19 protein-coding genes are annotated in these 22,155 nt (G+C 74.2%); 11 read left to right on the forward strand and 8 right to left on the reverse strand.

The features are described 5' to 3' along the window. The first annotated feature begins 64 nt into the window (after positions 1 to 64). The 3 genes from AAG742_RS09490 to AAG742_RS09500 are packed head-to-tail and all read left to right on the forward strand — an operon-like array spanning position 65 to position 2,518. The gene (locus AAG742_RS09490) at positions 65 to 886 is read left to right on the forward strand and encodes an ABC transporter substrate-binding protein (RefSeq protein WP_298712545.1); all 822 of its coding nucleotides are present in this window, start codon (positions 65 to 67) and stop codon (positions 884 to 886) included. Next, positions 883 to 1,713, forward strand: a complete 831-nt coding sequence (locus AAG742_RS09495) for an amino acid ABC transporter permease (RefSeq protein WP_298712542.1) — start codon at positions 883 to 885, stop codon at positions 1,711 to 1,713. Before AAG742_RS09490 ends, AAG742_RS09495 begins: the two co-directional genes overlap by 4 nt. Before the next feature lies 1 nt (position 1,714). After that, the gene (locus AAG742_RS09500; RefSeq protein WP_298712539.1) at positions 1,715 to 2,518 is read left to right on the forward strand and encodes an amino acid ABC transporter ATP-binding protein; all 804 of its coding nucleotides are present in this window, start codon (positions 1,715 to 1,717) and stop codon (positions 2,516 to 2,518) included. A gap of 100 nt (positions 2,519 to 2,618) precedes the next feature. Here the strand turns inward: AAG742_RS09500 and AAG742_RS09505 are convergent, their stop codons facing one another. Further along, a complete protein-coding gene (locus tag AAG742_RS09505; RefSeq protein ID WP_298712536.1) occupies positions 2,619 to 3,212 on the reverse strand; it encodes a hypothetical protein in 594 nt (197 codons plus the stop codon). A gap of 146 nt (positions 3,213 to 3,358) precedes the next feature. On the opposite strand from AAG742_RS09505, the gene AAG742_RS09510 reads away from it, so the two are divergent. From AAG742_RS09510 to trmB, 4 genes are all read left to right on the forward strand, one after another. Further along, positions 3,359 to 4,114 (forward strand): DedA family protein, encoded by a 756-nt coding sequence (locus AAG742_RS09510; protein ID WP_298712533.1) that lies wholly within the window; start codon positions 3,359 to 3,361, stop codon positions 4,112 to 4,114. Positions 4,115 to 4,119: 5 nt separating this feature from the next. After that, positions 4,120 to 5,553: a hypothetical protein gene (locus tag AAG742_RS09515; RefSeq protein WP_298712530.1), complete on the forward strand. Its 1,434-nt coding sequence runs from the start codon at positions 4,120 to 4,122 to the stop codon at positions 5,551 to 5,553. Between the two features lie 124 nt (positions 5,554 to 5,677). Continuing rightward, on the forward strand, positions 5,678 to 7,093 hold the full coding sequence (locus AAG742_RS09520) for a polysaccharide deacetylase family protein (protein ID WP_298712527.1): 1,416 nt from the start codon (positions 5,678 to 5,680) through the stop codon (positions 7,091 to 7,093). Positions 7,094 to 7,118: 25 nt separating this feature from the next. Continuing rightward, positions 7,119 to 8,081 carry a tRNA (guanosine(46)-N7)-methyltransferase TrmB gene (gene trmB, locus AAG742_RS09525; protein WP_298712524.1) on the forward strand — a complete coding sequence of 321 codons (963 nt, stop codon included), beginning with the start codon at positions 7,119 to 7,121 and terminating at the stop codon, positions 8,079 to 8,081. Here trmB and AAG742_RS09530 read toward each other — a convergent pair. The 5 genes from AAG742_RS09530 to dnaK form a co-directional block, all read right to left on the reverse strand. Beyond that, positions 8,066 to 9,088 (reverse strand): alpha/beta hydrolase, encoded by a 1,023-nt coding sequence (locus tag AAG742_RS09530; protein ID WP_343282093.1) that lies wholly within the window; start codon positions 9,086 to 9,088, stop codon positions 8,066 to 8,068. The two genes, trmB and AAG742_RS09530, sit on opposite strands and share 16 nt — an antisense overlap. After that, the gene (locus tag AAG742_RS09535; protein ID WP_319074558.1) at positions 9,067 to 9,657 is read right to left on the reverse strand and encodes a MerR family transcriptional regulator; all 591 of its coding nucleotides are present in this window, start codon (positions 9,655 to 9,657) and stop codon (positions 9,067 to 9,069) included. Before AAG742_RS09535 ends, AAG742_RS09530 begins: the two co-directional genes overlap by 22 nt. Continuing rightward, positions 9,654 to 10,634 carry a DnaJ C-terminal domain-containing protein gene (locus tag AAG742_RS09540; protein ID WP_298712516.1) on the reverse strand — a complete coding sequence of 327 codons (981 nt, stop codon included), beginning with the start codon at positions 10,632 to 10,634 and terminating at the stop codon, positions 9,654 to 9,656. The genes AAG742_RS09535 and AAG742_RS09540 overlap by 4 nt, the downstream gene beginning before the upstream one ends. 53 nt (positions 10,635 to 10,687) lie before the next feature. After that, positions 10,688 to 11,362, reverse strand: coding sequence for a nucleotide exchange factor GrpE (locus AAG742_RS09545; RefSeq protein ID WP_298712510.1), 675 nt, complete (start codon positions 11,360 to 11,362; stop codon positions 10,688 to 10,690). Between the two features lie 172 nt (positions 11,363 to 11,534). After that, positions 11,535 to 13,391 (reverse strand): molecular chaperone DnaK, encoded by a 1,857-nt coding sequence (gene dnaK, locus AAG742_RS09550; protein WP_298712507.1) that lies wholly within the window; start codon positions 13,389 to 13,391, stop codon positions 11,535 to 11,537. A gap of 326 nt (positions 13,392 to 13,717) precedes the next feature. Between dnaK and AAG742_RS09555 the strand changes: the two genes are divergently transcribed. Continuing rightward, positions 13,718 to 14,380 carry a DNA starvation/stationary phase protection protein gene (locus tag AAG742_RS09555; RefSeq protein WP_298712504.1) on the forward strand — a complete coding sequence of 221 codons (663 nt, stop codon included), beginning with the start codon at positions 13,718 to 13,720 and terminating at the stop codon, positions 14,378 to 14,380. A gap of 87 nt (positions 14,381 to 14,467) precedes the next feature. On the opposite strand, the gene AAG742_RS09560 is transcribed toward AAG742_RS09555, so the two are convergent. Then, the gene (locus tag AAG742_RS09560; protein WP_343282094.1) at positions 14,468 to 16,825 is read right to left on the reverse strand and encodes an MMPL family transporter; all 2,358 of its coding nucleotides are present in this window, start codon (positions 16,823 to 16,825) and stop codon (positions 14,468 to 14,470) included. Between the two features lie 64 nt (positions 16,826 to 16,889). Here AAG742_RS09560 and AAG742_RS09565 point away from each other — a divergent pair, with 64 nt between their 5' ends. Together AAG742_RS09565 and AAG742_RS09570 are read left to right on the forward strand one after the other, a co-directional pair. Continuing rightward, positions 16,890 to 17,366: a MarR family transcriptional regulator gene (locus tag AAG742_RS09565; RefSeq protein WP_298712501.1), complete on the forward strand. Its 477-nt coding sequence runs from the start codon at positions 16,890 to 16,892 to the stop codon at positions 17,364 to 17,366. After that, entirely contained in the window at positions 17,363 to 17,890 is a 528-nt protein-coding gene (locus AAG742_RS09570; RefSeq protein WP_298712498.1) for a hypothetical protein, read from the forward strand. The genes AAG742_RS09565 and AAG742_RS09570 overlap by 4 nt, the downstream gene beginning before the upstream one ends. Positions 17,891 to 17,926: 36 nt before the next feature. On the opposite strand, the gene AAG742_RS09575 is transcribed toward AAG742_RS09570, so the two are convergent. Further along, entirely contained in the window at positions 17,927 to 18,571 is a 645-nt protein-coding gene (locus AAG742_RS09575) for a TetR/AcrR family transcriptional regulator (protein WP_298712493.1), read from the reverse strand. 207 nt (positions 18,572 to 18,778) lie between these two features. Here AAG742_RS09575 and AAG742_RS09580 point away from each other — a divergent pair, with 207 nt between their 5' ends. Further along, positions 18,779 to 22,132, forward strand: a complete 3,354-nt coding sequence (locus AAG742_RS09580) for an MMPL family transporter (RefSeq protein ID WP_298712491.1) — start codon at positions 18,779 to 18,781, stop codon at positions 22,130 to 22,132. Positions 22,133 to 22,155 lie beyond the last annotated feature (23 nt).

The following is a 22,155-nucleotide window of genomic DNA, read 5'->3' on the forward strand; positions in this document are numbered from 1 at the left end:
ACGCCTAGGATGTGCTCCAGTTCACACGGCCTGCACCCCACGGCCCGCCCCGGAAGGCTCCCCCATGCTCCGCACCCCATCCCGCGCGGTCGGTGCGCTGACGCTCGGCGTCGGCGCCCTGGCCCTCAGCGGCTGCGCCGTGATCGGCGGCGACGCCGGAACGGCCGGCGTCGTCTCCGACGCCGACCTGTCCTCCACGTACGGACTCGTCTCGCCGGGGACGCTCACGGTCTGCTCGGACATCCCCTACCCGCCGTTCGAGTTCGAGCAGGACGGCGAGCTCACCGGCTATGACATCGACCTCGTGGAGGCGGTCGCGGAGGAGCTCGGGCTCGGGCTGAACGTGATCGACTCCTCCTTCGAGGCCATCGAGTCGGGCGCCTCCCTCACCGGCTGCGACCTCAACGCCTCGTCGATCTCCATCACCGAGGCACGCCAGCGCGTCATGGCCTTCACCCTCCCCTACCTCGACGACGACCTCGTGCTGGTCGCGAAGAAGGGCTCCGGCATCACCAACATCGACTCCGCGAAGGGCCGCCGGATCGGCGTGCAGGCCGCGACCACCGGCGATGAGTACGCCCAGCAGAACGGCCTGAGCCCCGTGCAGTTCGAGGACGGCGGCATGCAGATCCAGGCCCTGCAGGCCGGCACCGTGGACGCCGCCCTGGGCAACCAGTCCGTGCTGCTCTACTCGCTCAAGGACGACGAGCGCTTCGAGGTGGTCGAGTCGCTGCCCACGGGTGAGCAGCTCGGCATGGCGGTCGGCCCGCAGAAGGCGCAGCTGGGCTCCGCCGTGAACCGCGCGCTGCAGGGGCTGCGCAACGACGGCACCGTGGCCGAGCTCCAGGAGCGCTGGTTCGGTCAGGCACAGGAGGACTACCGATGAGCACGCAGGCCCCCGTCTCGCCCGCCCCGGCCATGAAGCCCGGTCGCGCGCGCCGCCGTCGTCGGCTGTCCCTGATCATCCAGGCGGCCGTCTTCGTCCTCGCCCTCGTCGTCCTGGCCGTCCTCATCGACTGGGGCGCGCTCGCCGAGAACGTCCTGAACTTCCCCGCCGTGGCCCCGATGTTCCCCAACGTGATCCTCGTGGGCCTGGGCAACACGCTGTTCTACACGGTCACCTCGTTCGTCGTCGGCCTCCTGGGCGGCATCGTGCTCGCGCTCATGCGCCTGAGCTCGTTCGGCCCGTACCGGTGGCTGGCCACCGCCTACGTCGAGTTCTTCCGCGGCGTCCCCGCGCTGCTGGTGTTCCTCGCCTTCGGCTACGGGGTGCCCTTCGCGTTCGGGGTGTCCTGGCCGATCCCCGTCGTCGTGATGGCGGCCCTGGGCATGGTCTCGGCCGCGTACATCGCCGAGACCCTGCGTGCCGGCCTGCAGGCCGTGCCCCGCGGCCAGATGGAGGCGGCCCGGTCCCTCGGCATGCCGACGTGGCGGGCCATGGTCACCATCGTGATCCCCCAGGCGTTCCGCATCGTGCTGCCGCCGCTCACCAACGAGGTCATCCTCCTGACCAAGGACTCCTCGTTGGTCTACGTGCTCGGCCTGGCCGCGCACGAGTACGAGCTCACCAAGTTCGGCCGCGACGGCATCTCCGCGCTCGACGCCGGCATGACGCCGATCCTCGTGGCCGGCCTGTTCTACCTCGTGATCACCGTGCCGCTGTCCCTGCTGGCCCGTCGGTTCGAGACCCGTTCGACCAAGAAGGGGCACTGACATGGCCCAGCAGAACCCCATCACCGGATCCTTGGGCGCAGTGGCCTCCGCGGACGCCGCCGGCGTGCGCGTGGCCGGCCTCAACAAGTCCTTCGGCGCCAACCACGTGCTGCGCGGCATCGACCTCGACGTCGCCCCCGGCGAGGTCGTGTGCCTGATCGGCCCGTCCGGTTCGGGCAAGTCCACCCTCCTGCGCTGCGTGAACCTGCTGGAGAAGCCCGACTCGGGCGTCGTCACGGTCGGTGAGTTCACGGTCACGGACGAGGACGTGGACCTGGACGTGCTGCGCCGCCACGTGGGCATGGTGTTCCAGCAGTTCAACCTGTTCCCGCACCTGTCCGTGCTGGAGAACTGCACCGTGGCCCAGCTCAAGGTGCTCAAGCGGGGCAAGGCCGAAGCGGTGGACATCGCCCGTCGGCAGCTGGCCCGCGTGGGCCTGGCGGAGCTCGAGGCCCGCTACCCGGACCAGCTCTCCGGCGGCCAGCAGCAGCGCGTCGCGATCGCCCGGGCCCTGGCCATGGACCCGCAGCTCATGCTCTTCGACGAGCCCACCTCCGCGCTGGACCCGGAGACCGTGGGCGAGGTCCTGGCGATCATGCGCCAGCTCGCCCGCGAGGGCATGACCATGCTCGTGGTGACCCATGAGATGGGCTTCGCCCGCGAGGTCGCGGACCGGGTGGTGTTCATGGACGGCGGCGTCGTGGTGGAGTCCGGGCCCGCCTCCGCCGTGATCGCCGACCCGCAGCAGCCGCGCACCCAGGACTTCCTGCGTCGCGTGCTGCACCCCACCGAGATCGACCTCTGACGATGAGGGGCCGCTGAGGCACCGGGCACGACGACGAGGGCCCCGGGCCCGGACCAGACGGTCCGGGCCCGGGGCCCTCGTTCTCGGCGTGCGGGAAGGATCAGGCCTTCTTGCGCAGCTTCTTCAGCTCCTCGCGGGCGTCGCGCAGCGCGGCGGTCTGCTCGTCGCGCGCGGCGAAGATGGCGGCCACCTTCTCGTCCTTGGCCTCGCGGATGGCCTGGACCTTGGCGTCACGGGCGGACTCGATGCGCTTCGCGCGCTTCTTGGCTGCCTTGCGGCGCTTGCCGGGGCGGTTGGCCACGGAGTCGGACATGATGGCCAGGCCGGAGCCCACCAGGAACACGTCCTTGGCCACGGAGGTGCCCTCCTGCGAGGGGCGGACGCCGTCGTCCTCGGTCATCTCCGGGGTGTTCAGGTACATGGACATCAGGCCGCCGGAGAAGGCGGTCAGCGCGGCGCCGGCGAGCCAGCCCGGGACGAGGGGCAGCAGCAGCGCGCCGCCCACGCCGACCTCGGAGGCCACGATGAAGTTCTTGAACTGGGCCGGGGAGAGCTGGGCCAGCGCGGGCACGCCCTTGGCGCCCATGTCACGGATGTAGGCAGCCTGCTCGTCGGAGAGCTGGCGCTTGCCGAGGCCGGAGTTGAGGATGAACGCGCCGGAGGCCAGGCGCAGCGGAATCTGGACGATGCTCATGGAGTCTTCCTTCCAGTGGGGCCCGCGGCACAGGGATGGGAATGTGGCGCGAACAGTCGAATAGAGCGGTCAGCACGCTCACCCTACCAACCCCTCCCCCCGCCGTCCGGGTCCCCTCTCCCCGCCGATGGGGGAGAATGTCTCCCATGCTCTCCTCCCTCACCCCCGCGCTCCAGGCCGTCGCCCCCGCCGAGGGGGCCGTGGACTACGGATGGCTCGGCAACGTCGTGGTCGGCATCATGGAGGCCATCGGCCCGGTCGGCGTGGGCGTGGCCGTGCTGGCGGAGAACATCTTCCCGCCCATCCCCTCCGAGGTGATCCTGCCCCTGGCCGGCTTCACCGCCGCCGGAGGAGCCTTCAGCCCGCACGCCGCCCTCCTGTGGGCCACCCTCGGCTCCGTCGTCGGCGCGCTCGCCCTCTACGGGATCGGCGCGTGGCTCGGACGACGCCGCCTGTACCGGATCGCGAACTGGATGCCCCTGGTGGACATCGAGGACGTCGAGCGCACCGAGCGCTGGTTCGGCCGGTTCGGGTACTGGTCCGTGTTCCTCGGCCGCATGATCCCCGTGTTCCGCTCGCTCATCTCCATCCCGGCGGGCATCGAGCGCATGCACCTCGGCCTCTTCACCCTCTACACAGCCCTGGGCTCGCTGCTCTGGAACGCCCTGTTCATCTACGGGGGCTACGTCCTGGGCGCCCAGTACCACGTGATCTCCGACTACGCGGACCTGTTCTCCACCGTGGTGATGGCGCTCATCGTCCTCGCCCTGGTGGTCTGGGTCCTGCTGCGCGTGCGGCGCGACCTGCGCCGCCGCCGCGATCCGAACTTCCGGGCCCCGAGCCCGGACGAGGCCGCCGCCCGCATGGACGCCGCCCTCAGCTCCACCGACCACCGGAAGTGATCTGCATGACCCACTCCACTCCCCGCCTCGCCGCCCGACGCCGGGCCGGCCTCGGCCTCGCCGCCGCGGCCCTGCTCGCCCTCACCGCATGCGGCGGGAACGACCCCTACGGGGCTCCCGCCCCCACCGCCGCGAGTGCCTCCGAGCTGCCGCCCATGGACATGGCGCCCTTCACGCTGGACATACCGGACCTGGACCTCGCGCTCGTTCCCGGCGCCTCCATGTCCGCGATCGAGGGGCAGAGCCCCGAGTTCCACGGCGCCTGGCTCGAGGTGCCCGGCGCCCGCTCCTGGACCGACGCCATGGCCGCAGACGTGCGCGCCCAGGTCGAGGCCTATCAGCGGGACACGGACCTCTCAGCCGACCCCTCCCTCGAGGTGCAGCCGCGCCTCGCGGTGGCGGGGCAGGACATCGCCGCCGTCCGCCTGCTCTCCACCGAGAAGCGCGGGACGGAGTCCGTGTCCTCCTCCCAGGCCAGCTGGTACTCCGCCCGCGAGGACCGCGTGCTGGCCACGTCGGACCTCTTCACGGCCGAGGGCTGGACCGCGTTCCGCGCCGAGGTGCGCGACCGCATGGCGAACGACCCGGACATCGTGCAGGAGCGGCTGACCTCCGCCGTCGAGGCCCCGGACCAGGCCGAGAACCGCCGCATCTGGGACGCGGTGGTGCTCCTGCCGGACGGCAGCGCCCTCCTCGAGGTCGACCAGGCGGCGCTCGCACCCGCCGCGGCAGGCGTGCTCACCGCCCGCATCCCCTCCGAGACGGTGCGGCCCTGGCTCTCCGAGCTGGGCCGCACGGCTCAGGACGCGGCTCGGACGCCCGCCGCCGTCCGCCTCCCGCAGGCCTCGTCCTCCCCGGCGGGCTCCTCGGAGGCGCCCTCCACCACGGCCGTGCCCGTGCCCCCGCCGCTTCCCGCCACGAGCGAGGCCCCCCGGCCGCCGGCGGAGACCTCGAGCGACCCCACGGAGACCGCGCCGACCCGGCCGGACCCCACCCCCGCGGACACCGACGAGCCGACCTCGGCGGCCCCTGCCCCCGACCCGTCGTCCACAGGAGCACCCGGCACCGGCGCCACGAGCACCACGCCGAGCGGCTCCTCTGCGCCGACGACGCAGCCGGGCAGCTCCCCAGCGCCGAGCAGCGACGTGCCCTCGGCGCCCTCCGGGCCCACGCGCCCGACGTCGGCGCCCACACCGGGCACCACGAGCGCACCCGGCACCCCCGAGCCCTCGACGTCGAGCTCCCCGACGCCGTCGGACACGCCCACGGACGCGCCGACGTCGGATCCCGGCACCCCCGAGCCGTCCGACTCCACGCTGCCGCCGGAGCCCACCTCCGACGTGACGCCGCTGCCCGAGCCGAGCGCGTCCGACGCGCCCGCGGACTCCGCCGCCCCGGTGACCGCCGAGACGTCGCCCACGATCGTGTCCACATCGTGACGTGAGGGAGGCCGGAGGCATCGCCCCCGGCCTGGCAGGATGAGGAGGTCGGCCGGGAGGCCGACCTCCCCTCGCGCTGAGCCCCGTCCTCGCGCGCTGATCCTCGAAGAGTGTGAGCCCGCCCATGACCTCGACGTCCCGCCCGCGCCTCTGCGCCGCCCTCCTCGCACTGACCCTGGCCCTCGGGGCGTGCGGCGGCCCCGACGGAGGCGACGCACCCGCTCCCCAGGCCGCCGCGGACTCCGCGGCCGCCACGAGCCCTGCGACCGACACCCCGAGCCCGGAGTCCGCGTCGTCGTCCCCGTCCGCGTCAGGCGGCAGCACGTCCTCCGCGATGACCAGTAGCGCACCGTCCACGTCCGCCGCCGCCCCTCAGTCGGACGACACCGGCGCGGGCCAGGAGTCGACGTCGGCCGCGACGCATGCCGAGGAGGCCGAGGACGCACGCGGTGCCGCCGAGTCCTCCTCCGCCGGGTCGGCCGAGGGCCAGGACGAGCGCGGCTCCTCCGCCGAGGGACGGCAGGACGCCTCCGCACCCGCCTCGTCGGCGTCGCCCTCGCGCCCCGGTGCGGACGCCCGCACCCAGGACCGCCCGGCACCCGTCGTCGCGCAGGACCGCGGGGTCCCCGCCGCACAGGACCTCGGCGGTCCGAAGCCCGGCGTCGCTCCCGAGGACACGCCGGTCGCCGTGACCACCCCGAAGCCCGTGATCCCCGTCGAGCGGATCGCACCGCAGGATGTGCGCCCCGCGCCCGTGCAGCAGCCCGCCTCCCCTCGCCCGGCCGCGCCGAGCGCGTCCGCCGGCACGGGTGCGACCGCCCCCGGCTCCTCTGGGCCGAGCGCCTCGGCCCCTGCGAGCTCCGCCTCGGCGGCGCCGCAGCCCTCCACGGCCCCGGCGCCCGCCGGCCCCGTGCGCCAGGCCCCGGTGGACTGCGCCGTCACCCGGTGCATCGCCCTCACCTTCGACGACGGCCCGGGCCGGCACACCGGCCGCCTCCTGGACGTCCTCTCCGCCGAGCAGGTCCCGGCCACCTTCTACGTGGTGGGGCAGAGCGCGAAGCTCAACCCCGCGATGATCGCCCGCATGGCGGCGGAGGGCCACCAGGTGGGCAACCACAGCTACACCCACCCCAACCTCACGACGCTGACGGCCGGGCAGGTGCGCCAGGAGATCGCGGCGACGGACGCCGCCGTCCGCGCGGCCGGCGTCAGCCCGAGCACCGTGCGCGCCCCCTACGGGGCGCTGAACGAGTCGGTGCTGGCCACCCTCGGCGGGCTGCCCCGCGCGGGATCGGTCACCTGGAGCGTGGACACCCGGGACTGGGAGCACCGCAGCCCCGCACAGACCCTCGCCGCCGTGAAGGCGGGGGCCCGCCCGGGCGGGATCGTGCTGATGCATGACATCCACTCCACCACCGTGGACGCCGTCCCCGCCGTCATCGCGCACCTGCGCTCGGAGGGCTACACGTTCGTGACCGTGGACCGCATCACGGGGGGCGTGGCCGCCGGTCACACGACGGGCTCCGGCCTGCACCCCTGAGCGCCGCCGTGGGAGGATCGTGCGGATGACTGAGCACACCGCCCCCGCCCCGTCCGCCGACGCGGCCCACCCGCACGACCACAACACCGAGAAGGACCCCGCGCTGCACCGCATGGAGCCGGTCTCCTTCGTCCGCCGCGGCGCCCGCCTCACCTCCGGCAAGCAGGCCGTGTGGGACCGCCTCGCGGACACCGTGCTCGTGGACGTCCCCCGCCACCGGGCGGCCACCTCCGTGTCCCCGGACGCCCACCTGGACTGGGGGGCCGTGTTCGGGCGGGAGGCCCCGCTGCTCGTGGACGTCGGCTCGGGCCTGGGCGAGTCCACCGCCCAGGGCGCGGCGGACCGGCCGGACTGGAACGTGCTCTCGGTGGAGGTGTACGTGCCGGGGCTCGCGGCGCTCATGGCGCAGGTGGAGCACCGCGGGCTCACCAACGTGCGGGCCGTGGAGGCCAACGCCCCCGAGCTGCTGGACCAGCTGCTCGAGCCCGGCTCCGTGGGCGAGGTGTGGGTGTTCTTCCCGGACCCGTGGCACAAGAAGCGCCACCACAAGCGCCGCCTCGTCTCCCCCGCCTTCGCGGACCGCGTAGCCCGCGTGCTCGCCCCCGGCGGCGTGCTGCGCCTGGCCACCGACTGGTCCGGGTACGCCGTGCAGATGCGCGAGGTCCTGGAGGCCCACCCCGAGTTCGAGAACCTCTTCCCGGGCCGCGCGTCCGGGGAGGACTCCCCGCTGACCCGCGTGCGCCGCGAGGGCCGCGAGCTCGAGGTGGGCGCGCAGCCGCTGCCCGCCGGATGGGAGGACGCGGCCGCCGAGGAGCGCCCCCTGCGCGCGGGACTCGGGGAGGCCGTGGCCGCGAGCGAGGCGGAGGACCCGGTGGACCACGAGGGCGGGTGGGCTCCGCGGTTCGAGGGCCGCCCCGTCACGAGCTTCGAGGCCAAGTCCCAGCGCGCCGGCCGGCTCGTCTTCGACCTCGCCTACCGGAGGCGCTGAAGGCCGAGCGGCTGGCCCGCGGTGACGCGGGCGGCGGCCGCGAGCGTCACGGAGCCCGGATCGCGGTAGCCCCGCGGCGCGTCGTCGCCGGCCGCGGGCGTCCAGCGCGAGGTGTCGTGGCCGCGCACGGCGGCCCCGTCCATCCCCGGGACGGGGTCCACGGGCAGGGCGACGGCGCCGGGCCAGGCCTGCCGCAGCCCGCCGAGCCGGCCGAGGACGGAGAGCACGTCTCCGGGCGCGCGGGCCTCGAACACCCGGCCGGTGGCCGCGCCGAGCGCACGGGCTCCCGAGAGGAGGGCGAGCGGCAGGCCCACCGCCCCGGACACCACCAGGGTCTCGACGGGGCGCTCCGCGCTGTGGGGCGTGGGATCGGTGGCCGCGGAGTCGGCCGGAAGGAGCCCCCGCTCGTCGAGCTCTCGCAGGGCGTGCCCCGCCACGAGGGAGCCGTACGAGTGGGCGTCCACGGCCCCGTGCACCGCGGTGCCGCGGGCGCGCAGCCCCGACGCGTGCAGGTGTGCCCACCACGCGGCGAGGTCGTCGGCGAGCTGCCGGCCGGCCTCCCGCGCGGGGCGGTCGAGGACCACGCGCCACGGCGCGGGTGCGGGGTAGCGCAGCCACGCGACGACGACGGGGCGGGGCGCCCCCGCCGCGTGCTGGGCCGCGGCCAGCTGAGCGGCCTCGTGCGCCGCGCCCCACAGGGCGGTGTCCGGGCGGATGCCCATGCCGGAGACCATCCAGGTCAGATGGGTGGCGGTGGCGGGGTCTCCGGCGCACACGGCGGCGGTGGGCCCACCGCGGCCCTCGAGGTCGTGGGCCAGCAGCTCGCGCGCCGGCAGGGCACGGTCCATGGAGTCCGGGGCGAGCGCGTGGGCGAGGCCCTCCAGCGCGGCGCGGCTCCGCGGGTCGAGCCGGTCCTTCCGGCCCAGGTCCTCCCGCAGCCGTTCCGAGCGGGCGGCGCGCTGCGGGGCCGTGAACGCCAGCGGCGTCAGGCCTGCGGCGGGTTCCACGCGAGGATCCGGCGGGAACGGGCGGTGCCCGCGGGCAGGGCGCGCACGGCCGCACCGCGCCGCGCGGCGCCGGACGGGGTGCCCGGCTCCGCGGCTCCGGACGCGGGGGCGACGCCGTCCGGGCGGCCGGCGCCCGAGCGGCGGTCGGCGTAGCGCGCCGAGACGTCACCGGCGGCACCCACCGTGAACACGCGGGCCAGCCGCGAGACCTGGTGCAGTCGGTCCACCTGGGAGGCGAGCTCCACCACGGTGTCCTGCAGCTGCTCCACCTCGCGCTGCAGGGCGACGATCCGGCGGATCCCCTCGAGGGAGACGCCCTCGCGGCTCAGCGCCTGGATGGTCTGGAGGCGCTCGACGTCGGCGCGGGAGTAGCGGCGCTGCCGCCCGCCCTGGCGCTGGGGCACCACGAGGCCGAGGCGGTCGTACTGGCGCAGGGTCTGCGGGTGCATGTCCGTCATCGCCGCGGCGGTGGAGATGACGAACACGGGCGCGGTCCACTCGCCGCCGCGCTCCCGCGCGTCGCGGGCCGCCCGGTCGGCAGCCTCGGAGCGCCGGGGCCCGGCGCTCACCAGTCGGCCCTCCGGGCCAGCTCCCGCCTCGGATCGTCGCCGGCGGTGGCGGCGGCGAGGGCCTCGACGGCGGCGCGCGCCTCGTCGGTGAGCTCGGTGGGCACGGCCACCTGCAGCTCGACCAGGAGGTCCCCGGCGCCCTTCGAGGTCTCGACGCCGCGGCCCTTGAGGCGCAGGGTCCTGCCCGAGGCGGAGCCCGCCGGGACCTTGACCTTCACGGTCCTCGCGAGGGTGGGCACCTCGATGGTCGCGCCGAGCGCGGCCTCGGGGAAGGAGACGGGCACGGTGATGCGGAGGGTGTCGCCGTCGCGGTGGAAGAACTCGTGCTCGCGCACCTTCACGGTGACGATCAGGTCGCCGCGGCCCGCTGCGCCCGGCGAGCCCTTGCCGCGGGCACGAACCTTCTGGCCGTCCCGGATGCCCTTGGGCACCTTGACGTCCACGACCTCCCCGTCGGCCGCCCGCAGGGAGACCGTCGTGCCCTCGATCGAGCCCCGGAAGGAGATGGTGGTGGTGGCGGTGCGGTCCGCACCCTTGGCGGGCCGCTGCTGGCCGAAGCCGCCGCCGGCCGGCCCGAAGCCCGGCTGGCCGCCGAACCCGCCGAACATGTCTCCGAAGAGGTCGTTCAGGTCCGGGCCCGCCTGAGCGCCGCGGGGTCCGGCGCCGCCGCCGAACATCCCGCCGAAGACGTCCTCGAAGCCCCCGCCGGCCCCGCCGCCGGGGGCGGTGAAGCGGGCGCCGCCGCCCATCGCGCGGACGGCGTCGTACTCCTGGCGCTCCTTGGGGTCGCTGAGCACCGCGTAGGCCTCGGAGATCTCCTTGAACTTCTTCTCCGCGGCCTCATCGCCGGGGTTCTGGTCCGGGTGATGCGTGCGGGCCAGCTTGCGGTAGGCCTTCTTGACGTCGGCCTCGGAGGCGTCCTTGGACACCCCGAGGGACGCGTAGAAGTCCTTGTCCATCCAATCCTGCGAGGCCATGGCGCCTCCCTTCGTTCGTCGTGGTGCGGTGATCGGTGCGGTTCAGCCGTGGCTCACTCGTCCCCGGCGGACACCATCACCTGGGCGGCGCGCAGCACGCGGCCGTCCCGTGCGTAGCCGTTGCGGAACACCTGCACCACGTGGTCGGCGGGGATCTCGGGGTGCGGCTGGCGCATGACGGCCTCGTGGAGAGCGGGGTCGAACTCGACGCCCGCCAGCTCCTCCTGGTCGTGGCGCTGCACGCCGAGGCCCGCGAGGGCGGAGTCGAGCTTCTCGGCGATCTTGGCGAAGGGGCCCTCGGCCAGGTCGCCGGCGGACCGCGCCGCGTCGAGGTCGTCCAGCACGGGGATCAGCGCCAGAACGGCCTTCAGGACGCCCTGGTCCTTCGCGAGGTCGCGGTCGCGGTCCACGCGGCGCTTGTAGTTCACGTACTCGGCCTGCAGGCGGCGCAGGTCCGTCTCCAGCTCGGCCTCGCGGGAGGACCCGGACGGCGCCTCGCCGGCCTCGGCCCCGGCGTCGTCGAGGATGCGCGCGGCCTGCGCCAAGGCGTCGCCCTCGTCCTGGACCGGCGCGTCCTGCGGCTCGGCGTCGGGGGCGGCCTCTCCGCGCGGGCGGCCGGTCTCCGGGTCGATCCGGCGGCGATCCTGGAACGTGAAGGCCTGCTCCTCGGAGCCCTTCTCGCCCGGGGTCCGGTCGTCGTCCGGGCGGTCGGCGGTGTTCTCGCTCATGGTGGGTCCTTTCGCTGCGGCGGCGCGCCGTGCGCGCCGGAAGTCTGGGGTGAGAGGCCGGTGGGCCGGTCACGGACGTGCGATCGCCGTGACCGGCCCACCGGTGCTGTCGCGGGCCCCGTCGGGCCGGCGGGCCGCAGGGCTCGCCGGCGCCGACGACGGCGCGGGTGCGTCAGTTCTTCTTCTCGTCGTCCTCGTCGACGACCTCGGCGTCGACGATGTCCTCGTCCTCGGCCTGGGGGGCCTCGGCGCCGGCGTCGGCCTGCTGCTCGGAGCCCTGCTGGGCGTAGAGCGCCTCGCCGATCTTCACCTGGGAGGCCTGGAGCTTGTCGAACGCGGCCTTGACCTCGTCGTCGTTGTCCTGCTTCTCCAGGGCGGCCTTGAGGGCGTCGACGTCGGCCTGGACCTCGGTCTTGACGTCCTCGGGCAGCTTGTCCGTGTTGTCGGCCAGGAGCTTGTCCACGGAGTACGCGGACTGCTCGGCCTGGTTGCGGCGCTCGGCGGCCTCGCGGCGCTTCTTGTCGTCGTCCGCGTGGGCCTCGGCGTCCTTGACCATGCGGTCGATGTCCTCCTTGGACAGCGAGGAGCCGCCCGTGATGGTCATCGACTGCTCGGTGCCGGTGCCCTTGTCCTTCGCGGAGACGTGCACGATGCCGTTCGCGTCGATGTCGAAGGTGACCTCGATCTGGGGCATGCCGCGGGGGGCCGGGGCGATGCCGGTCAGCTCGAAGGTGCCCAGGGCCTTGTTGTCCCGGGTGAACTCGCGCTCGCCCTGGAAGACCTGGATGGACACGGAGGGCTGGTTGTCCTCGGCCGTGGTGAAGGTCTCCGAGCGCTTCGTGGGGATGGCCGTGTTGCGCTCGATGAGCTTGGCCATCACGCCGCCCTTGGTCTCGATGCCCAGCGAGAGGGGGGTCACGTCGATCAGGAGGACGTCCTTGCGCTCGCCGGCGAGCACGCCGGCCTGCACGGAGGCGCCGATCGCGACGACCTCGTCCGGGTTCACGCTCTTGTTCGGCTCCTTGCCGCCCGTGAGCTCCTTCACGAGCTCGGAGACGGCCGGCATGCGGGTGGAGCCGCCCACGAGGACCACGTGGTCGATGTCGGAGACCTTGACGCCGGCCTCCTTGATCACGTCGTTGAAGGGCTTGCGGGTGCGCTCGAGCAGGTCCTTGGTGAGGTCCTGGAACTTGGCGCGGGAGAGGTGCTCGTCCAGGTGCACCGGGCCCTCGGGGGTCACGGAGAGGTACTGGAGCGAGATGTTGGTGGAGGTGGCCGAGGAGAGCTCCTTCTTGGCCTGCTCCGCCGCCTCCTTCAGGCGCTGCAGGGCGATCTTGTCCTTGGACAGGTCCGCGCCCTTGGACTTGGCCTGCTGGAGCAGCCAGTCCACGATCCGCTGGTCCCAGTCGTCGCCGCCGAGGCGGTTGTCGCCCGAGGTGGCGCGCACCTGGATGGTGGCGAAGTCGTCCTCGTCCTTGGCGACCTCGAGCAGGGACACGTCGAAGGTGCCGCCGCCCAGGTCGAAGACGAGGATGAGCTCGTCCTCCTTGCCCTTCTCGAGGCCGTAGGCCAGGGCCGCCGCGGTGGGCTCGTTGATGATGCGCTTGACGTTCAGGCCCGCGATCTCGCCGGCCTCCTTGGTGGCCTGGCGCTCGGCGTCGTTGAAGTACGCCGGGACGGTGATCACCGCGTCGGTGACCTTCTCGCCCAGGTACTCCTCGGCGTCGTGCTTGAGCTTCATCAGCGTGCGGGCCGAGATCTCCTGCGGGGTGTACTTCTTGCCGTCCACCTCGGTGGTCCAGTCCGTGCCCATGTGGCGCTTGACGGACGCGTAGGTGCGGTCCGGGTTGTTCACGGCCTGGCGCTTGGCGACCTCGCCGACCAGGACGTCGCCGCCCTTGGAGAACGCGACGACGGAGGGGGTGGTGCGGGCGCCCTCGGCGTTCGCGATGACGACGGGGTCGCCGCCCTCGAGGACGGCGACGACGGAGTTGGTGGTGCCCAGATCGATTCCGACTGCACGGGACATGGGGTGGTCCTTTCCTGTCTGCGAATGAGGCGGCCGCGTCGCCCTGGGCCGGACCCGGGGGTCCGAACCGGCCGACGTGAGCCTTCCTGACTCAGGTTGCCACCGTCGGCGACGGCGTGTCAAGGGACGTGAGTCATCCTCACTCATGTTTTGCGGATGTCCGGTTCAACGCGCTCCACGGAGGATTCATTCCCGGAGAGGTCGGACGGGGCTCCTCGCCCTGCCGCGGGCGATCAGGGCTGGCGCCGCCCCCGCGCGGAGTGGTTGATTCAGGCGACGACGCGGCGCCCTCCGGCGCCGCCCGATCGAGACGAAGGAGCACCATCGTGGCCAACGCCAAGAAGAACGACGACGCCGCCTACACCGTTCCCGGCCTGCGCGTGGAGGACGGCCACCGCGTGGCCGAGGTCCTGCAGGGCCGGCTGCACGCCCTCAACGACCTCCAGCTCACCCTGAAGCACGCGCACTGGAACGTGGTGGGCCCGGGCTTCATCGGCGTCCACGAGATGCTCGACCCGCAGATCGAGAAGGTCCGCGCCATGGTGGACGTCGTCGCCGAGCGCATCGCGACCCTGGGCGTCTCCCCCGCCGGCACCCCCGGCGTCCTCGTGGCGGACCGCACGTGGGACGACTACTCGCTGGGCCGCGCGAGCACCCTCGAGCACCTGGCCGCGCTCGACCTGGTGTACGACGGCGTCGTCACCGACCACCGCACCGCCGTCGAGACCGTGGGCGACCTCGACCCGGTGTCCGAGGACATGCTGATCGCCCAGGTGGGCGAGCTCGAGCTGTTCCAGTGGTTCATGCGCTCGTTCCTCACCACCGGCGACGGCGTGCTCCGCCACTCCGGTGCCGCGAGCGAGACCCAGGCGGCCGCGCGCGTGGCCGGCGCCGAGAAGGCCCCCGCAGCGAAGAAGTCCAGCGCCAAGAAGTCCGACGCCAAGGCCTCGGACAAGTCGGCCGCGAAGAAGAAGTCCGGCACGAAGTGACGCATCCCTGACCGGCCTGCGCCGGCAGCGCGAGGGCCCCGCCGGATCCGTTCCGGCGGGGCCCCTCCGCGTGCGGGGGCACACCCCTCAGGCGGCTCGTGCCGGCCACCACACGCGGGGGCCGATGTCCCTCACGAGGGCGGGGATCAGCAGCGAGCGCACCACGAGGGTGTCGAGCAGGACGCCGAACGCCACGATGAACGCCAGCTGCACCATGAACATGAGCGGGATGACGGCGAGCGCGGCGAACGTGGCCGCCAGGACGACGCCGGCCGAGGTGATCACGCCGCCCGTCACGGTGAGCGCGCGCAGCACGCCCGCCCGGGTGCCGACGCGCGGGGTCTCCTCGCGGGCGCGGGTCATGAGGAAGATCGTGTAGTCGATCCCCAGCGCCACGAGGAACACGAACCCGTAGAGCGGCACCGTGGGGTCGGCGTCGTCGAAGCCCATCAGGTGCTGGAACACGAGGGTGGAGACGCCCAGCGCCGAGCCGAAGCTGAGCGTCGTGGCGAGCACCAGCAGCACGGGCGCCACCACGGATCGCAGCAGCGCCATCAGGATCAGCAGCACCACGAGCAGCACGAGCGGGATGACGAGGCGAAGGTCCCGCTGGGCGGTCTCGTTGGCGTCGAGGGCCTGCGCGGCCGTCCCGCCCACGAGCACCTCGCCCTCGACGTCGGCCAGGCTCTCCCGCAGGGCGCCCACGGTGCGCTCGGCCTCGAGGGAGTCGGCCGGGTCCGCGAGCGTCGCCGAGACGAGGACGCGGCCGTCGACGACCTTCGGCTCCGCGGGGGCGTCGGGCTGTCCCGCACCGGCGGGCGGACCGGCAGGGGTGCCCGCCGGGGGTCCGGCGGACTGCTCGGCCTCCAGCTCCGCCGAGGCGACGCCCGTGGTCCCGCGCACGATCTCCAGCACGCGGTCCCGCTGCGCCTCAGGCGCGACGATCTCCGCGGGCGAGCCGGAGCCTGCCTCGAAGTGGCGGGAGAGCAGGCCCTGCGCGTCACGCGCGTCGGACTGCCCGAGCAGCACGTCGGTCTGGGCCACGCCCGAGGCCTGCAGCTGCGTGACGCCGGCGGCGAGCGCGAGGAGGACGGCCGCCGTCGCGATCCAGACGGGGCGCGCGTTCCGGGCGACGAGCGCGGCCACCCGGGTCCACACGCCGTGGTCCTCCTCGAGGCCGGCGATCGGCGCGCCGTTGCGGTCCTCGGGCTGGACGAACCCGCGGCCGCGGGCGGCCCGCTTCTCCCGACGGCGGCGGGCGCTCTCGGGAGAGGGGACGGTGGGCCAGAACGCCGCGCGGCCCATGAGCTGCAGCAGGGCCGGGAGCAGGGTCAGCGCCGCGAGCCACGCGAAGACGATGCCGGACGCGGCGATCGGGCCGAGCGATCGGTTTGAGTTGAGGTCGGAGACCAGCAGGATGAGCAGCGCCGCGGCGACGGTGGCCGCCGAGGCGGTGATCGCCCCGAACGAGCCGCGCACGGCGGCCATCAGGGCTGGGCCGATGCCGTCCCTCTGCAGCAGCTCCTCCCGATGGCGGGCCACGAGGAGCAGGCAGTAGTCCGTCGTCGCGCCGATGACGAGGATGGACAGGATGCCCTGCGACTGCCCGTTGAGCTGGATCCAGTCCGCGCGCGCCATCCAGTACACCGCGAGGATCGCGGCGCACAGCGCGCCCATCGAGGTGAGCAGCACCAGGATCGGCAAGACCACGGAGCGGTAGACGGCCACCAGGATCACGAACACCACGACGAGGGCCACGAGCAGCAGCAGCCCGTCGATCCCGGCGAACGCGCCGCCGAGCTCGGAGGCGAGCCCCGCGGGGCCGCCCACGTGCCAGGTCGCGTCCGCGGCCGGCGTGCCGGCCACGGCGGGCACGCCGCCCGGGTCCGCGAGCACGGCCTCGAGGTCCTCGACGACGTCGGCGGCCTCCCGCGGCGCCTCCTGGCCCGTGCCGATCAGCGCGAGGAACTGCACGGCCTGGCCGTCCTCGCTGGGGATCGGCCCGACGACGCGCCCGACGCCCTCGACCTCGCCGAGCCGTTCCCCGAGCGCCGCGAGGGCGGGGAAGGCCACGGCCGGATCTGACGTGGAGGCCTCCCCCACGATGATCGCGGGGACCGCCGAGCCGTCCCGGAAGCCGGCGGCCGCCTCGGAGGCCAGCGTCGACTCCGCGGTGGCGGGCAGGAACGTGGACTGGTCGTTCGAGGAGACCTCGGAGATCTTCCCGAAGGTCGGGCCGCCGAGGCCCATCGCGGCGAACCACACGAGCGCCAGCGCCACCGCGAGGCCGATCCGCAGGAGCCGGGACGGACGGGCGGCCCGCTCGTCACGGGCGCCGGGGGCGGCGGCAGGGGCGCCCGCGGCGCGCGACGGCTCGGGGCCGGGAGCGTCGGGGGCCGCTGCGGCGGGGGTCCGGTAGGGAGAGAGGTCGGGGAGGCTGCTCACGCGGGACAGCCTAGCAAGATGGTTTGATCATCGAACGATTCGACCCCGCCGGTAGGATCCGGGGGTGACCACCCCCGCGGCCGACCGCCCTGAGCAGCCCCTCGCCCTCCTGGCGAGCCTGCGCGCCTTCTCCGAGATGGCCGACCGGGCCGCCGACCAGGCGAGCCGCGCCCTCGGCCTGCACCGCACGGACCTGCGCGCCCTCTCGATCCTCATGCGCCGCACGAGCCGCGGCCTCGCGACCACCCCCACGGACCTCGGGCACGGACTGCACCTCACCCGTGCTGCCACGACCTCCGTGATCGACCGTCTCGTCGCCTCGGGGCACGCCCGCCGGGCCCGCTCGGCCACGGACGGACGCCGGGTCATCGTGGAGCCCACGCCCGCGGCCTCGGCGGACGGCTCGGCGGCGTTCGGCCCGATGGCCCGCCGCATCGCCGCCGCGCTCGAGGGCTTCGACGACGCCGAGCTCGCCACCGCCCTGCGCGTGGTGGACGCGGCCACCCGGAGCATCGCCCCGCTCGCCGAGGACGGACCGTGACCTCCCCCGCACCACCGGCGGGCCCCGTGCTCGTCGGCGTGGACGGCCGCTCCGGCGCCGGCAAGACCACCCTCGCGGCCGCCCTCGCGGCGCATCTGTCCCCGTACGCCCGCGTGGCGGTGCTGCACGTGGAGTCCTTCTACGCGGGATGGGACGGCCTGGAGGCGGTGCTCGACCCCGCAGGGCCGTACGTGACGGCGCTGCGGGACCTCGGCGCGGGCCGTGCTGCGCGGTGGCGGGCCTGGGACTGGCACCACGCCCGCCCGGGGGCCGGCCAGCGGCTCGAGCCGGCCGACGTCGTGGTGTGCGAGGGCGTGGGCGCCACGAGCGCCGCAGCCCGGCCCCACCTCACGCTGAGCGTCTGGCTCGAGCTGGACGAGCGGATGCGCCGCGAGCGCGCCCTGGCCCGCGACGGCGGCGCGTACGCGCCGCACTGGGAGCGCTGGGCCGCGCAGGAGGAACGCTACCTCGCGGCGCAGGACCCGGCCGGGGCGGCCGACGTGCGGACCTCGATCGGCCCCTGAACCGTGGACCGGGCCCACCGGACCGGCCCCTCGGCGTCACGCGTGGAGCCGCTCCTGCGCCACGAGCTCCACGAGCGCGGCGATCCACTCCTCGGTGATCGGCTCGGCGAACAGCACGCGCATGATCAGCTGCGCCGCCACGGTCTCGGCCAGCATCTCCCGGTCCACGCCCTCCGCGAGCACCGCGGTGCGGAACCGCTCGTGGAGGCTGTGCCGCAGCGGGGCCACGAGCACGCCGTGGATCTGCTGGCTCTGGCTGTCGGCCGTGGCGATCGCGCCCACCAGGGCCTGGGAGAGGTGAGTGGCGCCGCCGCCGTCGATCTCCACCGCCATCGCGCGCAGCCACGTGGCGAGGTCCGCGCGCAGGTCCCCGGTGTCCGGCGGCAGGGGCAGGGGGATGTCCAGGTACCCGGCGCCGACGGCCTCCACGAGCACGTCCACCTTCGTCCTCCACCAGCGGTAGACCGTCTGCTTGCTCACCCCCGCACGGGCCGCGATGCCCTCCATGGTGAGCTTCGCCTGGCCCGCGGGCTCCATGAGCTCGGCGGCGGCGCGCAGCACCGCCTCCCGGGACGCCTGGCTGCGGGGGCGGCCACGTCGGCGCGAGGCCGGGACCGTGGGGTCGTCAGACGTCTCCTGTGCTGCCGCGGCGGTGCCCGCCACGTCGCTGCTCTCCTCCATCCGACCGAGTGTAGTGACGGGTTCACGGGAACGCGGCGTCCTGTTGCGGACGTGCGAGGTCAGGCCGCCGGAGGAGAGCAATCGCACAGTCCCTCGATCACGATGAACGGAGCACGGCGCTCCGCTTACCTGTACGCTGAGCGCAACGCGGCGGCCCTCTGCCCCGCCTCCTCACGCCCCCTCTCGCTCCCTGGAGATCCCCGCCCCATGGCAAAGCTGCTCTACCGGCTCGGCCTCGGCGCCGCTCGCCGACCCATGATCGTGATCCTCGCCTGGGCCCTCGCCCTGGCCCTCGCCGTGGGCGGCTTCCTCGCCTTCGGCGGCACCCTCTCCTCCGCCGTCACCATCCCGGGCACCCCCACGGCCCAGGTCACGGACCGCCTCAAGGAGGAGTTCCCCGACGCCTCGCGCGGCACCGGCCAGGTGGTCTTCGCCACCGAGGACGGCTCCGCGTTCACCCCGGACCAGCGCGATCGGATCGAGCAGCTCCTGAGCACGGTCCGCGACCAGCAGGCCGTGGCCGACGTCGTGGACCCCTTCGACGTGCAGAGGCAGCAGGAGGACGCCCGCACCGCTCTCGAGGACGGCCGGCAGCAGATCGCCGACGGCGAGCAGGGGCTCGCGGACGGCCGCCGCCAGGTCGACGGCGGCCGGGCACGGATCGCCGAGGCGAAGGAGCAGGCCGAGGACGGGCAGGCGAAGCTCGAGGAGTCGGCCCGGCAGCTCGAGGAGGGGCAGGCGACGCTGGACGCCGCGCGCACCGACTTCCAGGAGCGCGGCCTGGCCGCCCTGCCGGAGGACGCCACCGCGCCCCTGCGCGAGGCCGAGCAGAAGCTCGAGGACGGCCGCGCCCGGCTCGAGCAGGGCCGGGCCCAGATCGAGGAGCAGGCGCCGAAGGTGGAGGCCGGCCAGGCCGAGGTCGACGCGAACCGCGAGAAGCTCGACGCCGGCCGTCAGCAGCTGGGCGAGGGCTGGGCCCAGTACGAGGAGGGCAAGGCCGAGCTCGAGGAGCAACGGGCGCAGCTCGAGGCCGGCCAGGCCCGGCTGGACGCCGCCCGCGAGCAGGCCCTCGCGCAGGGCGGGGCCGCCGGCGTCCCTGCCGAGCAGGTCACTGCGCAGTTCGCCGCGCAGCAGGCCGAGCTGGACGCCGGCGCGGCCCGGATCGAGCGGGCCCAGGCCGAGCTCGACGCCGCCAACGCCGAGCTGAAGGCCCGCGAGGCGGAGGTCCAGTCCGGCCTCGAGCAGCTGAGCGCGGCACAGGCGCAGGTCGACGCCGGCCGCGAGCAGCTCGCCGAGGGCCGCGCCCGGCTGCAGGCGTCCGAGAAGGAGCTCGCCGAGGGTCAGGCCCAGCTCGAGGCCGGCCGCGAGCAGGCCCGCGAGGCCGCCCGCGCCGAGTTCGAGAAGCAGCAGGCCACGATCGACGAGGGCCGCGAGACGCTCGCGCAGGGCAGGGCCGACCTCGAGTCCGGCCGCGAGGAGATCGCGGCCAACGAGCGGAAGCTGGAGCAGGCCGAGGAGGATCTCGCCACGGGCCGTCAGGACCTCGCCGACGCCCGCACCCAGGCCGAGCGCGGCCAGCGCACCGTGGACCTCGTGGAGGGCTACCGCGCCGTCTCCGAGGACGGCTCGACCGCCGTCGGGATCGTCTCCTTCGACCAGCCGTCCATGGACGTGCCCGCGGAGGACAAGAAGGCCATCACGGGCGTCCTGACCGCGGCGGACATCGACGGGGTGCGGGTCCTGCCCTCCCAGCAGCTCAGCCAGACCGTCCCGCAGATCGTGGGGCCGGGCGAGGTCGTGGGCCTCGTGATCGCCGCGATCGTGCTCGTGCTCATGCTCGGCACCTTCGTGGGCGCGGGTCTGCCGCTCGTGAACGCCCTCGTGGGCGTGGGGGTGGGCGCCGCCGGCGCGCTCGCCTTCTCCGGCGTCGTGGAGATGATGTCCGTGACCCCCGTGCTGGGGCTCATGCTCGGCCTGGCGGTCGGGATCGACTACGCGCTGTTCATCGTCAACCGCCACCGGCAGGAGCTGCGCCGCGGCACCCCGCTGCGCGAGTCCATCGCCCTGGCCAACGGCACGTCCGGCAACGCCGTGGTGTTCGCCGGCCTCACCGTGATCATCGCGCTCGTGGCGCTCAACGTCACCGGCATCCCGTTCCTCGGCCTGATGGGCACCGTCGGCGCCGCGTGCGTGCTCGTGGCCGTGCTCGTGGCCGTCACCCTGACGCCCGCGCTGCTCTCGCTGGCCGGCACGCGCGTGCTCTCCCGCAAGGAGCGCACCCGCCTGGAGGCCCTCACCCCGTCGGGCGAGGGCTCCCACACGGCCCCCCTCACCGGTGCTGACCCCGCCGAGGCCGCCCATGCCGTGCGAGGCGCGCACCGCTCGCCGCGGATGTCCACCCCCGCCGCGGTGGCCACGACCCTGGGCGCGATCGCCCTGCTCGTGGCGGTCTCCATCCCCTTCTTCTCGATGCGCCTGGGACTGCCGGACGGCGCGTCCGAGCCGGTCGGCTCCGACGCCCAGGTCTCCTACGAGCTCATGGCCGACAAGTTCGGCGAGGGCTACAACGGCCCCCTCGTGGTGACCACGGACCTGCCGGAGGGACTCTCGGAGGAGCAGGCGACGGACGCCCAGCTCGCCGTCGGCGAGCAGCTCTCGGCACTGGACCACGTCGGCGCGGTGGTGCCGGCGGGCTTCAACGAGGACCGCACCCTGGGCATGCTGCAGCTGCTGCCCGAGGAGGGGCCCAACGCGGTCTCCACCGAGGAGCTGGTGCACGAGCTGCGCACGGTGGAGCCCGCGGGCGAGGCCTCGAACCTGGCGGTGGCGGGCATGACCTCCGGGGCGATCGACGTCTCGGAGAAGCTCGCCTCGGCCCTGCCGCTCTACCTCGGCGTGGTGGTGGGGCTGTCCCTGCTCATCATGATCCTGGTGTTCCGCTCCATCCTGGTCCCGCTGATCGCCACCGGCGGCTTCGTCCTCTCGGTGTTCGCGGCCATGGGCGGCGTGGTGGCCATCTACCAGTGGGGCTGGTTGGGCTCGGTGTTCAACGTGCACCATGCGGGCCCGGTCCTGAGCTTCCTGCCGACGATCATGATCGGCGTGCTGTTCGGCCTGGCCATGGACTACCAGCTGTTCATCGCGTCCGGCATGCGTGAGGCCTACGCCCACGGCCAGCCGGCCCGCAGCGCCGTGATGAGCGGCCTGCGCGCCGGCCGGTCCGTGGTGATCGCCGCCGCGATCATCATGATCTCCGTCTTCGGCGGCTTCGTGTTCTCCCACGACGCGATGATCCGGCCCATCGGCTTCGGCCTCGCCTTCGGCGTGCTGCTGGACGCCTTCGTGGTGCGCCTGCTGCTGATGCCCGCGCTGATGCACCTGCTGGGCGAGTCCGCGTGGTGGCTGCCGAGGTGGCTCGAGCACATCATGCCGGACGTGGACGTGGAGGGTGCCCAGCTCGAGCGCCACGGCAGCTCCCACAGCCCCGCGGGGGCCACCGCGGAGGGCCTCCCTGCTGCGACCGGGGCCGGATCCGAGTCGGGCGGCCCGCACCGCGCCTGAGCCTGCGGGACCGGCACTATCCT

The sequence above is a fragment of the Micrococcus sp. 2A genome, from assembly GCF_039519235.1.
Classification (GTDB): domain Bacteria; phylum Actinomycetota; class Actinomycetes; order Actinomycetales; family Micrococcaceae; genus Micrococcus.